The 15655-nt window shown below is 42.8% G+C and carries 13 protein-coding genes; 8 read left to right on the top strand and 5 right to left on the bottom strand.

All coding sequences use genetic code 11. The features are described from left to right. Positions 1-4: 4 nt before the first annotated feature. Positions 5-781, bottom strand: a complete 777-nt coding sequence (gene rsmA, locus ABZD21_RS14795; RefSeq protein WP_372775837.1) for a 16S rRNA (adenine(1518)-N(6)/adenine(1519)-N(6))-dimethyltransferase RsmA — start codon at positions 779-781, stop codon at positions 5-7. Positions 782-977: 196 nt separating this feature from the next. Between rsmA and ABZD21_RS14790 the strand changes: the two genes are divergently transcribed. The 3 genes from ABZD21_RS14790 (at position 978) to ABZD21_RS14780 (ending at position 4021) form a co-directional block, all read left to right on the top strand. Continuing rightward, entirely contained in the window at positions 978-1973 is a 996-nt protein-coding gene (locus ABZD21_RS14790) for a lysylphosphatidylglycerol synthase transmembrane domain-containing protein (protein ID WP_372775836.1), read from the top strand. A gap of 28 nt (positions 1974-2001) precedes the next feature. Continuing rightward, complete coding sequence (locus ABZD21_RS14785; RefSeq protein ID WP_372775835.1) at positions 2002-3252, top strand: ABC transporter permease; 1251 nt, start codon at positions 2002-2004, stop codon at positions 3250-3252. 130 nt (positions 3253-3382) lie between these two features. After that, the gene (locus tag ABZD21_RS14780; protein ID WP_372775834.1) at positions 3383-4021 is read left to right on the top strand and encodes a CoA pyrophosphatase; all 639 of its coding nucleotides are present in this window, start codon (positions 3383-3385) and stop codon (positions 4019-4021) included. Here the strand turns inward: ABZD21_RS14780 and ABZD21_RS14775 are convergent. Further along, positions 4005-5312, bottom strand: a complete 1308-nt coding sequence (locus ABZD21_RS14775) for a transglycosylase SLT domain-containing protein (RefSeq protein WP_372775833.1) — start codon at positions 5310-5312, stop codon at positions 4005-4007. The two genes, ABZD21_RS14780 and ABZD21_RS14775, sit on opposite strands and share 17 nt — an antisense overlap. Positions 5313-5463: 151 nt before the next feature. Further along, positions 5464-7458 (bottom strand): putative porin, encoded by a 1995-nt coding sequence (locus ABZD21_RS14770; RefSeq protein ID WP_372775831.1) that lies wholly within the window; start codon positions 7456-7458, stop codon positions 5464-5466. A gap of 362 nt (positions 7459-7820) precedes the next feature. On the opposite strand from ABZD21_RS14770, the gene ABZD21_RS14765 reads away from it, so the two are divergent. The 5 genes from ABZD21_RS14765 to ABZD21_RS14745 all read left to right on the top strand — a co-directional run bounded on the left by ABZD21_RS14765 (position 7821) and on the right by ABZD21_RS14745 (position 14661). Continuing rightward, a complete protein-coding gene (locus ABZD21_RS14765) occupies positions 7821-8696 on the top strand; it encodes a hypothetical protein (RefSeq protein WP_372775830.1) in 876 nt (291 codons plus the stop codon). A 220-nt stretch (positions 8697-8916) separates the two neighbouring features. Beyond that, entirely contained in the window at positions 8917-10749 is a 1833-nt protein-coding gene (locus tag ABZD21_RS14760; RefSeq protein WP_372775829.1) for a DNA topoisomerase IV subunit B, read from the top strand. A 23-nt stretch (positions 10750-10772) separates the two neighbouring features. Then, positions 10773-13394, top strand: a complete 2622-nt coding sequence (locus ABZD21_RS14755; protein ID WP_372775828.1) for a DNA gyrase/topoisomerase IV subunit A — start codon at positions 10773-10775, stop codon at positions 13392-13394. Next, on the top strand, positions 13395-13904 hold the full coding sequence (locus ABZD21_RS14750; RefSeq protein ID WP_372775827.1) for a shikimate kinase: 510 nt from the start codon (positions 13395-13397) through the stop codon (positions 13902-13904). It begins immediately after the preceding gene. After that, positions 13897-14661 (top strand): MBL fold metallo-hydrolase, encoded by a 765-nt coding sequence (locus ABZD21_RS14745; protein ID WP_372775826.1) that lies wholly within the window; start codon positions 13897-13899, stop codon positions 14659-14661. Before ABZD21_RS14750 ends, ABZD21_RS14745 begins: the two co-directional genes overlap by 8 nt. A gap of 237 nt (positions 14662-14898) precedes the next feature. On the opposite strand, the gene ABZD21_RS14740 is transcribed toward ABZD21_RS14745, so the two are convergent. Together ABZD21_RS14740 and ABZD21_RS14735 are read right to left on the bottom strand one after the other, a co-directional pair. Continuing rightward, positions 14899-15096, bottom strand: coding sequence for a cold-shock protein (locus ABZD21_RS14740; protein ID WP_163718347.1), 198 nt, complete (start codon positions 15094-15096; stop codon positions 14899-14901). Positions 15097-15106: 10 nt separating this feature from the next. Then, the gene (locus tag ABZD21_RS14735; RefSeq protein WP_372775858.1) at positions 15107-15493 is read right to left on the bottom strand and encodes an RNA recognition motif domain-containing protein; all 387 of its coding nucleotides are present in this window, start codon (positions 15491-15493) and stop codon (positions 15107-15109) included. Between the last annotated feature and the right edge of the window lie 162 nt (positions 15494-15655).

The raw sequence follows: 15655 nt of genomic DNA, 5'->3' as shown, positions 1-15655 counted from the left end.
TTTTTTAGGGTTGATTTTCAATCAGACGGGTTAAAGATTCGAATTGGGCGACACTCAATTGTTCCGGGCGCAAGTTGAAAAGTTCGTTTGCCTTTAGCTCGTCGTCGCGAAGGAATTGTTTGAGCGAATTACGCATAGTTTTTCGTCGTTGGTTAAAAGCCGCTTTAACCAATTGAACAAACAGGCGTTCGTCGCAGTCCAGCTTTTCCCGGTCGTTGCGTGTCAATCGGATGACTCCCGATTTTACCTTGGGAGGCGGAATGAATACTTGCTCGTGAACGGTAAACAGGTAGTCAATATCATAGTAGGCCTGTAGCAGGACACTCAGTATGCCGTAGGTTTTCGATCCGGGGCCGGTTGCAAGGCGTTCGGCAACTTCTTTCTGGATCATTCCAACAACCTCCGGGATCTGGTTTTTGTACTCTAATACTTTGAAAAATATCTGCGAAGAAATATTGTAAGGGAAGTTACCGATAATGGCAAAGTTCTCCTGAAAATAATCGTCGAGTTTCATTCGCAGAAAATCCTTCGAAATAATCCGCTCTTCAAGCGAAGGGAAATGCTTTTTGAGGTAATCTACCGACTCGGTGTCTATTTCAACAACGGTTGTCGTGAAATTTTCTTTCTCCAGTAAATATTGTGTCAATACACCCATTCCCGGGCCAATTTCCAGAACGTTGGAAACTTGCTCAGCGTGCAGACTGTCAACTATTTTTCGGGCAATGTTTTGATCCTTCAAAAAGTGTTGACCCAGGTTTTTTTTGGCCCTAACTATGGTCATTATTTATGTTTTCTGATTTCAGGCAAGCTGAATATGTTTCTAAAAAGAATGTGGTTTAAAACAAATATTTATTTTTGTCAGCGATTTGGGCTTTTGTAAAAGGCGTGCAAATTTAAAAAAGTACTTTATAAAATGCTTGGAAGTGCTGCTAATACTACCTAAAAATAGCGCATTTTCAGAAATAAACAAGTTCATTTTGAAACATAAGTTATTCAACCTTCTTAAAGTCCTGGCCTTTTTTGCTCTGGGGGTAGTTATTTTTTGGCTCGTGTATAAAGATCAGGATATCGACCGCATAAAATCTATTTTAGCAAACGATGTCAATTATTTTTGGGTCTGGGTTTCCTTGTTTTTAGGGCTCCTAAGTCATATTAGTCGAACAATTCGGTGGGTGATAATGATCGAACCTCTTGGGCAACGGCCACGCTTGCTAAATACATTTTTAGCAGTGATGGTTGGTTATCTCATGAATTTGGTAATTCCACGGATGGGGGAAATTTCGCGTTGCGGGGTATTGGCACGTTACGAAAAAATATCGTTCACCAAACTGGTGGGAACAGTTGTAACAGAGCGTATTGTCGATGTAATTATGTTATTGCTGCTCACGGTGGTCGTAATTGTTACCCAGTTTGGAAAACTGATTCAGTTTTTAGAAAACAATCCGGGAGTGTCAGCGAAATTGGAGCATATCACCTTTTCTCCGGGGATGATTTTAGCGTTGATTATTGCAATCGTTTCATTCTATCTGTTTCGACGTAAAATCAGGAACTCTGCTTTTTATCATAAGATTCAGGGGGTCATGTCGAAATTTGGAGAAGGTTTACGAACCATCCGGACGATGAAGAATAAATGGGCTTTCATCCTGCACACCGTGTTTATTTGGCTCATGTATTATTTAATGACCTATGTCGTGTTCTTTTCGTTTGAATTCACGACTCATTTATCGGCCATTGCTGCATTGACGACCTTTGTGCTCGGCAGTTTTGGCATGGTTGCGCCGGTGCAGGGTGGTATTGGTGCCTGGCATTTTATGGTGATCCAGTCCTTGATTGTTTACGGAATCAGCAAGGCTGACGGGGTTGTGTTTGCATTTCTGGCGCATTCGTCGATGACGGGCATGCTGATTCTGATGGGCTTAATTTCCTTGTCGATTCTTCCGTTTATTAACCGCAGAAAATCAGAAAGTTTATAGCTTTGGCAGTAAATTATAACTACACCGCTTGAACACTGAATTATTTATAGCACGGCGTTTGTTTTTGTCAAACGATTCCGGCCAGAACCTGTCGAAGAGAATCGTGCGGTTAGCTGTTGCCGGAATTAGCCTTGGGATGGTCGTGATGATTTTGTCAGTGGCCATTGTTACCGGGTTCCAGCGTGAAGTCGAAAGTAAGGTCAACGGATTCGCGGCTCATCTGCAAATCGTTAATTATGATAGCAATCAAAGCTATCAGACTGTCCCGGTTTTCAAAAATCAAGCTTTTATCCCCGACGTGGTAGCTATGAATGGGATTGCCCATGTTCAGCAGTTTGCTACAAAACCCGGAATTGTTAAAGCCGGAGACGAAATTCAGGGGGTTGTTCTGAAGGGTGTCGGCGATGACTTCGATTGGAGTTTTTTTGCGAAAAACCGACTCGAAGGAAATTTGATTCCCTCGGATTCATCACGTACTGATCTGGCCTGGATTTCATCGCAAAACTCGAATCTTTTGAAGCTCAAAATGGGCGACCAGTTTCTGATGTACTTTCTAAATCAAAACGAAAAAGTTCCTCGTATCCGGAAATTTACGGTCGGTGGTATCTTTCGCAGTGGTCTGGAGGAGTTCGACCGGATGTTTGTATTAGTTGATCTGCGCCATGTGCAGCGACTAAATAATTGGACTGAAGATCAGGTCAGTGGTTTTGAAGTATTTGTCGACGATCTTGATCAGGTTGAGGAGTTAAGCCAAGAAGTACGGTATTTGGTTCTGGATAAAATGGATGCTGATCAGCCCATGTTGCGGGTAGTCAACGTAAAGGAAAAGTTTCCCTATATATTCGATTGGCTTAATTTGTTGGATATGAATGTGTGGATTATTCTTTTGCTGATGGTGCTTGTGGCCGGATTTAATATGATTTCCGGCTTGCTGATCATTATCTTAGAACGAACTCAAATGATTGGGATCCTGAAATCGATGGGGGCGGCGAATGTTAATATACGTAAGATTTTCCTATACTTATCAGCTTTTCTGGTGGGCAAAGGTCTGCTGTGGGGCAATGTAATCGGGATTGTGTTTTGCTTGTTGCAGCACTATTTTAAAATCATCCACCTCGATCCAACTTCCTATTATGTCGATACCGTTCCAATTAACCTCATGGTGTCACACCTATTGTTGTTGAATGTGGGCGCTTTGCTCATAACGATCATCATGTTGTTGGGGCCATCATATCTGGTTGGGCGCATTTCTCCCGAAAAAACAATTCGTTTCGATTGATTCCGGAACAACCAAGGTTCGGGGCAACAGATGATAAAGAGTGGTTTGTCTGTTTTAATGTTTGTTAAGTCTTTTCGAATTGAAGCGATTGAGATCTGTATGTTTTCTTAATTATTGCTTATATTTAGCTATGCGCGATTTGAATCCCCAATATATAAGTGGTTTGTTGCGGGCTGGTCTGCCGGGGCAGCGTTCTCATTTAAAGATGATACCACCCGGAAGAAAGCTGTCGATAAGTGCGGCGGAGTCAGAAGATGTTCGGTACAGCAGTGTCTTGTTGCTGGTTTTTCCGCACAACGGACAACTCTATACCTGTTTGACCAAACGCTCCAGTGAAATGAAAAATCATCCGGGGCAAATCAGTCTGCCGGGCGGGCGGATCGAGGAGGGTGAAAAACCAGAGGTAACGGCTCTGCGAGAGGCTCAGGAGGAGGTTGGAATAGATCCGGCGGAGGTTCTTCTATTGGGGCGTTTGTCGGAGCTTTATGTCCAGGTTAGTCGATTTAAGATTTTTCCGTTTGTGGGTTGGATGGATCATAAGCCGGAGTTTGTGGTTAATATTGCTGAAGCGGAAAAGGTAATCCTGTTTCCGATTCAGGAGTTTTTCCAGGGGAAAAGACTCAGGGAGTTTCCCGTTCAAACAATTACAGGAGTCATGAATGTACCGTGTTTTTTGTATGAAGATGAAGTTATTTGGGGGGCCACAGCCATGATTTTGACCGAATTCTTCGACTTGTTAAATCAACCCAGTTTTACGACTTCTCAATAAGGTTGCGGTAGTGATGGTAAGTGTTCAATACTTTGTTCACGTAATTAAACGGTTCTTCACCGCGGCAATATCCCCATTTTACAACAGGGTCTCTGTAGTATCTCGAAGCCGATTTATTGAGCAGAAAATAGTCAACATTTCCAGTCCAAACAATCGGTATTTTATTGTATTTAGCGGCTAGCCGCTGTGCATCTTTAACGTGTCCAAGTCCAACGTTATAGGCTGCCAGAACAAATTTGACACGTTCAAGCGAATCGGGCACCTCTTTCTTGAAATTATCGTCCAGCCATTTGAGAAGTTTGGTGCCAGCTTCAATATTTTGGTCCGGTTTTTCAAAGTCCATTATTCGGAACAGATCGGCCGATTCCGGCATAATCTGCATCAATCCGCAAGCTCCGGCCCAGGAAACTGCCTCCGGATCGAATTTTGATTCCTGATAAATAATCGCGGCAGTTAATCGCCAGTCAATTCCTACTTGTTTACTTTTTTGTTTAATAATTTCATCGAAAGGTGAGATCTTTCCTCCGGATATTGAGTGATAGTCATCCAGAACAATGGCTTGGGAGCGGCTGACTTCAAAATACTTGTTATGAAGAACTGCAAACTCAGTGGTTTTTTTGAAATTGCTAATCCACGTATTCAGATAGCTGAGCCATTCGGGGCTGTTGTGCCGAACAGCCCAAGCAATATTTTGCGGAAAACTAACCGGTGTACGTATATCCAGATTCGGGAAGTAGTTTTGATTTACTTTGGCCACATTTTCATCGCAAACAGTGAATTGAATTTCACCTCTCGACACCATCGCGACCAGTTGTTCGACCCCGTAAATACTGTCTTCTACAATATTGATTTCAGCCCCAATTTCTTCAGATAGGTTGATTAGCCGACGATAATACGCGGTATTTTTTTGGACATGAATTGTTTTATTTGCCAGGTTTAATTGGTTCCTGATTAGAGAATCTTCGATGGCTGCAGAGGTCATGTTTTGCCAGCCATCCGGCAGTTTTTGAATTAAAACCTGTCGTGTTTCTTCGAGTGGAATCGTAAAGTCAATTAATTTGTTTCTTGATTTTGTGATTGTTAGATTTTTCGCGATTAAATCGAATTTTTTACTGCGCAATCCATTGAAAGTATCATCCAGATTGTTGCTAACGGCGATCTCCAACTTTAGGCCCATGTCTTTAGCCAGATGTTGCAGAAGGTCATATTTAAACCCCATTGGCCTTCCTCTGTAGATAAAATAGTTGGTTGAGTTGTAGTCGACAACGGCCTTTAATTTGCCCGATTTCATAATACGGGACAGTTCTGTGTTGCGTTTAGCGGATGTTGTCGAATTATCCGAAGTACTGCTCGAATTGCATGATAACAAAAGTATCATGAAGGGTAGAATCAACAGGGAGCGCACAGCGTTTTTTCGTTTCATACTCAAAGTTTAGGTTTGTCTAATCATAAAATGACCAGGCAATGCCTAAACGAAACGTCCTTCTGTAAAGCGGGTAGTTTGGAGCGGCCCAATATTGACCATCTAAGAAACCAGTTGCCGCATTCTGCAGTTGGAAAAAAGCTCGAGTTCGTTTCAGTTTTAAATTAGCATGCAGGTCTACTATTGGAAAGTTACCAATTTTTTGTTGATTTTGCCAATAGTATTGTGCTGTCGCAGGGGAGTATGCCTCTGCGTAGTATGCAGTGCTATATCGAACATCGACTCCAAAATTGGTGTGAAGGACTTTGGAAATCAGTAGTTTGAAATTAATACTCATGTAACCGGTAAGATCGGGCAAATGGAGGTATTTTTCTTGATTTGATTTTTGCCAAAGTGCCTGAGCGCGAATTAACCAATGTTTCGATTCGAAATTTTTGTTCAGGTAGGCTGAAAGGATCAGTAGTTCGCTGCTCCCTTGCTCCGGTAGTGCATTCTCGTTGTTGTAGATATAGTTACCGATGAGCGCATAGTTAAATCCCAGGGTCAGTTTGTGCTTTTGTGAGTTGATTCGCGACTTGATGATCATTTCATTGATGTTGTCAAATCGGTTTGTCCAGGTGTAATGGTTCGATCGATAATTCTGTTGGAAATAATCCGGAACAATTGTGTTTAGTTCTCCGGAAACGTAAAGGCTTGTTGTGTCATTGCCAATTCGAAGGGGTTTGAAAATGAAAGCATTCAGTTCAGTTTGGCCGGAGCGGTATCCTGTTGTGTAAAATTTACCCTGAATATTCCATCGCCAAAACTCACCCAAATCGCGTGAGATTGCACCTCCTACAAAGGTGTTGTGTAGTTTTTCTTTTTCGAGACTTGTGCCGCTTGCATCGATCATTTTTGTCGTAATCAGATCGTTACCGATAAATGCTCGTTTGCTGAACGTGTACTTCCGCGATGGAGATTCGTAAAATTTAAGTTGAACAACGTTTGTCAGCCGGTTGTAAAACACCGTGTCGTTTGTTGCTGTCGAATCATTGTAAAATGCCGGGTAATAATCATCGTCGGGCGAAGTGTCGATATATGTGCGGCGATTCGACGAATATTCGAACTGGTGGATTAAGCCGGTGATCGGTCGGAATTCGCTTGAGATATTTCCGTTTTCGTCTTCTTTGTCCTCGTATTTCCCAATTCGGTATTCATTTGCCAGCCAAAATATGTTGTTTCTTATCGTTGAGTTGGCAGAGAGTAAATTCACCAGAAAAGTTTCGGTTTCCTCGTAATCGTCCAGCTCTTGGTCAGACTGCAATCCACCGTTTTCTTCACTCTTATGTCGGTTGAAGATAATCGCGCCATGCGAGTTAAATTTATCAGTTCTGTAGGAGGTTGCTATACCTATGTCGTGAAACTTTGCTTCTTGATACTGGTAGTGTCCGGTTGATTTGTCCTGATCGTAGAAAAGCTGAAAGTTGAAATTCGGATTGGCATTTTGGCTGTGGAAAACATCGAACATGGTTTCGGTTCGCTCTGTCTTGCTTTCACTCTGAACGTAATTTAGTACCGTGTAGGGAGTGGTTGTGTTCAAAAATTGAAGCCCCCCGGCGAATTTCATGTATGGTTCAAACGACTGCGTAAAGTAGAAATCTGATTGGTAGCTGCGTTTGAAAAAATCGCCAGCCAGATAGGCGCCACCAACATTTCCGGTAAAAATAGGTCGAAGGTCTTTTTGAAAAACCGGATTGTAAACGTGGAAGAAATTCAAGCTGGTGTCGAGCGCGGCATCTTCAAAATTAGCAGCGTAGTTAGCAACCTTCCAGCTCCGAATGAGCGATGGAACATGTTTTTCTTCAGGCTTCTCCGGCTTGTCTGCCTCTTCATTCTCATCCCCGTTTTCATCATCGCCGAACTGCTGGGTCGAATAATTCCCCCCGGTTCCAAATGTTTCAACGCCTCTTTGTGCCCAGCCACAAGTAGCCATGATCACCAAAATAAAGGTAAATAGTGTCTGTTTTCCAATCATAACCGGGCAAAGATAATTAAAACTGTTTGTCGTGCTGCTGATTCAGTTCGAGATTTTAAAGTTTGACAAAGTCGCTTTTTGGGGAGTTTGTATGCTGCTGTAGTTCATTGGGTTCTACAGTTTACCTTTTCTCGTGCCCCAGCTAAATAATTGAGCGGCCACCGAGTTTGCTTTGTGTCGAATTTCAAAAATAGTAAGGCCGCCCTCTTCCTGAGGGCTGGCTTGTTAACAAACCGGCCGAAAGACCGTACAATTAAATACGTAACGTCGTCTTTCGTTGGCGATATGCTGACGGAACCAATGGCAGAAGACTTTAATTTAACGGTGCCGAAATAGAATGTTTAATTCCAAAAAGCAAGGTCATGAAAACAAATGTATTGTTGCTGGACACACTAAAGAATTTGGAAGCCCTGATTTATTCGGCTTTTTCAATTAGTAACCAGCAAAAGCGAAAGCTTAAAATTGTTTATATCGAGGATTTTAACTGGGTTAGCAGTGCAAATTACCTGGGAGTTACACCACCGAATATGGAAGTAGGATTGCAGTATGCTCAGACTCAGATAAAATCGGATTACGAAAAAGCAGAAGCCGAGATTAAGCGCATAACGACTAAGTATCAGAGTCAGAATCCGCGAACAATTCCCTTCGAATATGACGTGCGCGAGTGCAGCCGGATGGAATATATTGATGAGATGGTGAAGCAAGAGCAAGATCTGCTGCTTATGATGAGCAATTATAGCAGCGTTTCTGAGAGTCCGGGAGGAATAATTAACTTTCCAAATATTCTGGACCGGGTGTCCTGTCCTGTTTTGGTTATTCCAGACAATCAGCAGTATCTGAAATTTGAGACGTTGATTTATGCGACCGCTATGCACCCGGAAGATATTACTGCGATTAAAAATATGGTGGGTTTGTTTGGCGAAAGTAAGGAGATGAAGCTGCAAGTGTTTCATCATTGCAAAAAAGTAGATTTTGATGTTCGTATCAAATGGCTTGGATTTCAAACCCTGCTGAAGAATTCAATTCCCGGCTGTTCTCCTGAGTTCTACCTGTCAAAAGGGAAGGATGTGGAAACGGACTTGGATGCTTATGTTCGCGCAGAAAACCCGGATTTAATTGTGGCGCTGAAGGAACGAAAAGGATTCTTCGAGGAGATCTTTTCAAGTTCCCATACGCACGAACTAATTAAACTATTTAATAAGCCGGTTTTGGTTTATCACGAACAAAACCTGAGTTGAAATAAGGTCGTCTGGTCGCAGCGAAATCTTAACCGGGATCTGCGGCATGGCTAAAAAATTGAAGATGCCGATGATCTTGGAGGAAACGGGCAGTGGGCGTAGAACCATTGCTCGTTTTTTTTTTGATTTTTTTCAACTCTTTGCTTGAGTTATTGACATCCGCTTTCAAAATTAACGCACTTTTGTTTTCTTTATATTGCTACAAATTCAGAAAGAAATTATGACTCCAAATTACGACGAAGGATCCATTAAAACGCTCGACTGGCAAGAGCATATTCGAAAACGGCCGGGGATGTACATCGGCAAGCTGGGCGACGGAACTGCCAGCGATGATGGTATTTACGTTTTGTTAAAAGAAGTCATGGACAATTCGATTGACGAGTTTATGATGGGCTTTGGAAAGAAAATTGAAGTCAAAGTCTCAAATGAACTGGTTAGCGTGCGTGACTTTGGGCGGGGAATTCCGCTGGGGAAATTGAAGGACGTGGCTTCGAAAATGAATACCGGCGCCAAATACGATTCTGAAGTTTTCAAAAAATCGGTTGGCTTGAACGGAGTCGGGATCAAAGCTGTAAACGCGCTGTCTTCAACATTTAACATCAAAGCTTTCCGTGAAGGACAGGTTAAAGAGATTATTTTTTCACAAGGACAGGTTGTTGATGAAAAAGAAGTGACAACCACCGAGCACCCAAATGGTACTGAAGTAAGTTTTGTGCCCGATGGAGATATTTTCCGTAATTATCGCTTTCGCGGTGATTATGTGGAGAACATGATGAAAAACTATTCCTTCCTGAATGCCGGACTGGTGATTTATTGCAACGGCGATCGTTACCAAAGTAAAAACGGACTGAAGGATTTGTTGGAAGAAAATCTGGATGCCGAGCCGTTGTATCCGGTGGTTCATTTAAAAGGCGAAGATATTGAATTGGCTCTTACCCATGGAAATCAATACGGGGAAGATTACTATTCTTTCGTCAACGGACAGCACACCACGCAAGGAGGTACCCATCTGGTGGCGTTTCGCGAGGCTATCGTGAAAACAATCCGCGACTATTATAAAAAGGATTTCGATCCTTCGGATATTCGGGCATCGATTATCGCTGCTATCTCTATTAAAGTGGAAGAACCGGTATTCGAATCGCAAACCAAAACCAAGCTGGGGTCGCGCGATATTGGCCCCGACGGACCTTCGGTGCGAAACCATGTGGTCAACTTCGTTCAAAAAGAACTCGACAACTACCTGCACAAAAACGCCGATGTGGCCGAAGTGTTGTTGCGCCGCATTCAAGAGTCGGAACGTGAGCGGAAAGCGATTTCCGGCATTAAGAAACTGGCCAAACAGCGCGCAAAGAAAGTGAGTTTGCATAACCGCAAACTGCGCGATTGCAGGGTGCATTTCAACTCCAGTAAGGAAGCGAAAGCTGAATCCAGTATTTTTATTACCGAAGGGGATTCAGCCAGCGGGTCGATCACTAAATCACGCGATGTAAATACACAAGCTGTGTTTAGTTTGAAGGGTAAGCCGCTAAATACCTACGGTTTGACGAAAAAAGTGGTGTACGAAAATGAAGAGTTTAATTTGTTGCAGGCCGCTCTGAATATTGAAGAAAGCATGGACGACCTGCGCTATAATAAAGTGATTATTGCAACCGATGCTGATGTGGATGGAATGCATATTCGGTTGTTGCTAATTACTTTCTTTTTGCAGTTTTTCCCCGAAGTGGTCAGAAAAGGGCACCTGTATATTTTGCAAACCCCATTGTTTCGGGTGCGAAATAAAAAGAAAACCTTCTACTGTTACACCGACGAAGAACGTGTTTCGGCCATCGCCGAGTGTGGTAAAGCAGCCGAAATTACCCGATTTAAAGGCTTGGGTGAGATCTCGCCCGATGAGTTTAAAAACTTCATTGGTCCGGATATTCGACTGGAGCCTGTGTTGATGAAAAAACATGAGTCGGTGTCGCAGATGCTCGAATTTTACATGGGGAAAAATACACCCGAACGACAGGAGTTTATTATCGACAACCTGTACGTTGAAAAGGATGAAGTTTAATTACAACGATTAAAAGCAATAAGGTGAGCGAAGAGGAAATTAAAACAGACCAATCGGGCTCTGAAAAGGGAGACAATATTACGTATTTGTCGGGAATGTACCAGAATTGGTTTCTCGATTATGCATCGTATGTGATCCTTGAAAGGGCTGTGCCATATGTTAATGATGGATTGAAACCGGTACAGCGGCGAATTTTGCATGCCATGAAAGAAATGGATGACGGCCGCTACAATAAAGTTGCCAATATTATCGGGCAAACCATGCAGTATCATCCGCACGGTGATGCGTCTATTGGCGACGCGTTGGTGCAGCTGGGGCAAAAAGACCTGCTAATTGATGCGCAGGGGAACTGGGGAAACATTCTAACAGGAGATGGTTCGGCAGCTCCTCGTTACATCGAAGCACGATTGTCGAAATTTGCCCTCGATGTAATTTTCAATCCCAAAACAACGCAGTGGAAATTATCTTATGATGGTCGAAATCGCGAACCTGTTACCTTGCCGGTTAAATTCCCGCTTTTGTTGGCGCAAGGCGTCGAAGGGATCGCAGTTGGTCTGGCATCAAAGATCCTACCGCATAACTTTGTCGAGTTAATCGACGCTTCAATCGCCCATCTGAATCAAGAAAAATTTGAATTATACCCCGACTTTCCAACCGGCGGTTCGGTCGATGTGTCAAAATACAACGACGGAATTCGAGGTGGGGCAGTGAAAGTTCGTGCGAAGATTGAAAAACAAGACAACAAAACGTTGGTTATTACCGAGTTGCCTTTTGGGAAGACAACCAGCTCGCTGATCGAATCAATCATTAAAGCCAACGAAAAGAACAAAATTAAAATCAAGCATATCGACGACAATACGTCCGATAAAGTAGAAATTCTTGTTCACCTGGCGCCTGGCGTTTCGTCCGACAAGACCATCGATGCTTTATATGCTTTTACCGATTGTGAGGTTTCCATTTCGCCAAACTCCTGTATTATCGAGAACGATAAGCCGGTATTTCTCGGTGCTACCGAAATATTGAAGCGGAATACCAATCAAACGGTAGCGTTGTTGAAACTGGAGTTGGAAATCAGAAAGAACGAACTGCAGGAGGCCTTGCATTTTGCCTCGCTCGAAAAAATATTTATTGAAGAGCGAATCTATAAGGACAAAGGCTTTGAGCAATCGGAAAACATGGACGAAGCTATCGCCCATATTGACAAGCGACTGGACCCCTGGAAAAAGGAGTTTATCCGGGAGGTTACGCGCGAGGATATTCTGAAGTTGATGGAGATCCGCATGGCCCGCATCCTGAAATTCAATACCGATAAAGCCAACGATCATATCCGTTCTATCGAAGACGAGATCAAGGAGATCGATTTAAATATTAAGAATATTATCCCGTTTAGTATCGCTTATTACGAGCGGATAAAAGCCAAATACGGCAAAGGCAAAGAGCGCAAAACAGAATTGCGGAACTTCGAGAACATTGTTGCCACGAAGGTGGTGGTAGCCAACGAAAAATTGTATGTGGATCTTGAGGAAGGTTTCATGGGAACAAGCCTAAAGAAAGCCGAGTACGTGTGCGATTGTTCTGATATTGACGATGTAATTGTTTTCCGCAAGGACGGTACTTACTTCATCACAAAAGTATCGGATAAAGCATTCATTGGTAAAAATGTCCAACATCTGGCTGTGTTTAAGAAGAATGATAAACGAACGATCTATAATGTGGTCTACCGCGATGGGAAAGCCGGATTTTATTATATGAAGCGTTTTGCAGTAACCGGCGTTACCCGCGATAAAGAGTATGATCTGACCAAAGGTACTGCGGGATCAAAGATCTTGTACTTCAGCGAGAATCCGAACGGAGAAGCCGAGATTCTGCGTGTTACTCTCAAACCAAAAGCCAGACTCAAGCGGTTGATGTACGAGGTCGATTTTGGCGATCTGGCGATCAAAGGCAGGGGAGCCATGGGGAACATTTTGTCGAAATACGAATTGCACAAAATTGTATTGAAGGAGAAAGGTGTGTCAACACTTGGTGGCCGGAAAATCTGGTTCGACTCGGATGTACTGCGCCTAAATTCTGATGGGCGAGGGAAGTTTCTTGGCGAGTTTCAGGGTGACGATCAGATATTGGTCTTGTATAAAAATGGTGACTACCAGCTCTATAATTTCGACTTGAGCAACCACTTTGATCAGGATATGTTGGCGATCGAGAAGTATCATCCCGGTAAAATTTTGTCGGTTGTTTATTTCGATGCCGAGCAGGAGTTTTATTACGTGAAACGTTTTGAGTTGGATTTAATACAAGGGAGACGTCTGGGTTTTATCGGCGATCATCCAAATAATAAATTGGTAAGCATCACTTGGGTGCATTATCCAAGATTAGAGATTACCTTTGGCGGCAAGAACTCGCAGCGCGAAAATGAAATTATTGAGGTGTCGGAATTTATTGGCGTGAAATCATACAAAGCGCGCGGTAAGCGTCTAACGAATTACGAGGTAGAAAATATCACCGAGTTGCAGCCTGTTGTAAAAGACGAAGACGACAAGCCCGAGGAGGAGGAAGTTGAAAATGTAGATACCGAAGATGTTCCTTTCGAAATAAAAAGGAAGCATGATGATGAAGATGATAAGAACCAAATGTCCCTGTTTTAAATGAGAATCTATTTAATTGGCTATATGGCCTGCGGTAAAACGACCTTGGGAAAGGAGTTGGCGCATAATTTAGGTCTGTCCTTTTTGGATTTAGACAAATATCTGGAGAAAAAGTACTTTAAAACCATCCCTCAGATTTTTGAGGAGGAGGGTGAGGCAGCCTTTCGGCAAAAGGAACAGGCATGCCTTCAGGAAGTGTCTGAGTTCGAAGATCTGGTGGTGGCAACAGGAGGAGGCGCACCTTGCTTCTTTGACAATGTTCAGGTGATGAATCGAACCGGAATTTGCGTTTTTCTGGATGTTGACGCTGAAGAACTGGCAGACCGCCTTCAGAAATCGAAAATAGACAGACCGCTTATTAAAGGAAAAAGCCCGGAGGAGCTAACCAGCTTTGTCGAAGGTATGCTGGAGAAACGTCGGCCATACTACGAACAAGCAAGTTATGTGATCAGCGGATCAAATATTACAGCATCTGCGATTTTATCGCGAATTGAATTTGAACATGAGTAAGTTAGAAATTTGCGCCTTGGCATCGGGAAGTAATGGGAACTGTTACTACGTTGGTAACGATCAGGAAGCTTTGTTGGTCGATGCCGGGTTGTCTGCGCGTCAGCTACAATTAAGATTGGCTGATAAAGGAATTGATGAGGCTAAGATTAAAGGGATATTGATCACCCACGAACATTGCGATCATGCCAGAGGAGCAAGGGTGTTTAGTAAACGACTTCAAATTCCGGTCTACATTACCAAGAAAACGTTCCTGGCGCTGGGGAAAGCTAATCAACCGGCCAATGTCGTATGGTTCGACCCGGACAAGTCGTTTCAACTTGGTGAATTTGATGTTCACCCTTTTTCAAAAAGTCACGATGCGGTTGAGGCATGTTCGTTTCGAATTAGCTATAACGGCAAGCATGTAGGCGTGATGACTGATATCGGTCAAGCGTGTGAGCGGGTAAAGGCTCATTTTTCCGAATGTCATGCTGTATTTTTGGAAAGTAACTACGACGAGTCGATGTTGCAAAATGGGTCGTATCCGATATTTCTGAAAGACCGTGTTTCATCGGCATTAGGTCATCTTTCAAATACCCAGGCCTACGAGCTGGCGGATCAGTTTGCAGGCGTGAATCTTTCGACAATCTTGTTAAGTCATATTTCAGCTGATAATAACAAACCTGAGATTGCCGAGGCTGTATTTCATCCGCTACGTAAGCGCTTTCGGGTGGAATTAACCTCCCGACATGCTTCTACTGAAATTTTTCAACTCTGATTCTTTTAATTAGATCTGATTCAGTTGCTTCAATATTCCTCTGTGCTACAAAATATCTGTTGTTGCAGCTCTGTATGATCGGTGATTCGTTACTAAAACGACATTGAAAGCTGTCTTTTAACTGGAACCACGAAGAACGTGGGGCAAAAAAAAACCCGAATTATTCGGGTTTTTAATCAAAGAGTAAAAATATCTTAAAGTGGAGAGCCGATATTGAATCGAAGCTCAGTCACGTAATTAATCTACTTTTGTAACGTTCGTTGCAACCGGACCTTTTTTTCCTTGTCCAATTTCGAATTCAACAGTCTCGTCAGGTTCAAGACCAGCAAAGGCATTTACTAAACCAGAACGGTGAACAAAGATGTCTTTGTTATCCTCGGTCAGGATAAATCCAAAACCTTTGGTAGCATCATACCATTTTACAGTACCTTTCATATCCAAACTGTTAGTAGTTTGATCTGAAATTGTTGTCTCTACGGCCTCCGCCGAAACCGCCACCGCCACGATTGCCGCCGCCACGGTTGTCGCCACCACGGCCACCACCGAAACCGCCACCACCAGGTCTGCGATTGTTGTCACGAGGTTCTCTCTTTTTCTCGATAGATTCGTTAACAACCATTGTTCTACCTTCGACTTCAGCTCCGTTTAATTCTTCAATAGCTTTTTTTGCTTCCGCATCATCAGCCATTTCAACAAAACCAAAACCTTTACTTTTACCGGTAAATTTGTCTGAAATTAATTTAACAGAACTTAATTCACCATACTCCTCAAAAATTTCTCTGAGGTCGTCCTCAGTGATGTTGTAATTGAGGTTTCCTACAAAAATGTTCATAATCAATAAAAAATAAATAGTGTAAGCGACAAATGTAGACTTATTTTGGTTCTAAAAAAATTAATGGAAGAAAATAAATCATTTATTTAGCTTTTTAGGGCTTAAGTTGGATTGTGAGATTGTTTGGTCGTTGAAGTTGTCAGAAATACAGGAACTTACAGG

Source organism: Mangrovibacterium sp. (assembly GCF_041596335.1).
GTDB lineage: Bacteria > Bacteroidota > Bacteroidia > Bacteroidales > Prolixibacteraceae > Mangrovibacterium.
Note: the sequence above shows the minus strand (reverse complement) of the source record. Positions and strands in the feature narration are given on the sequence as shown.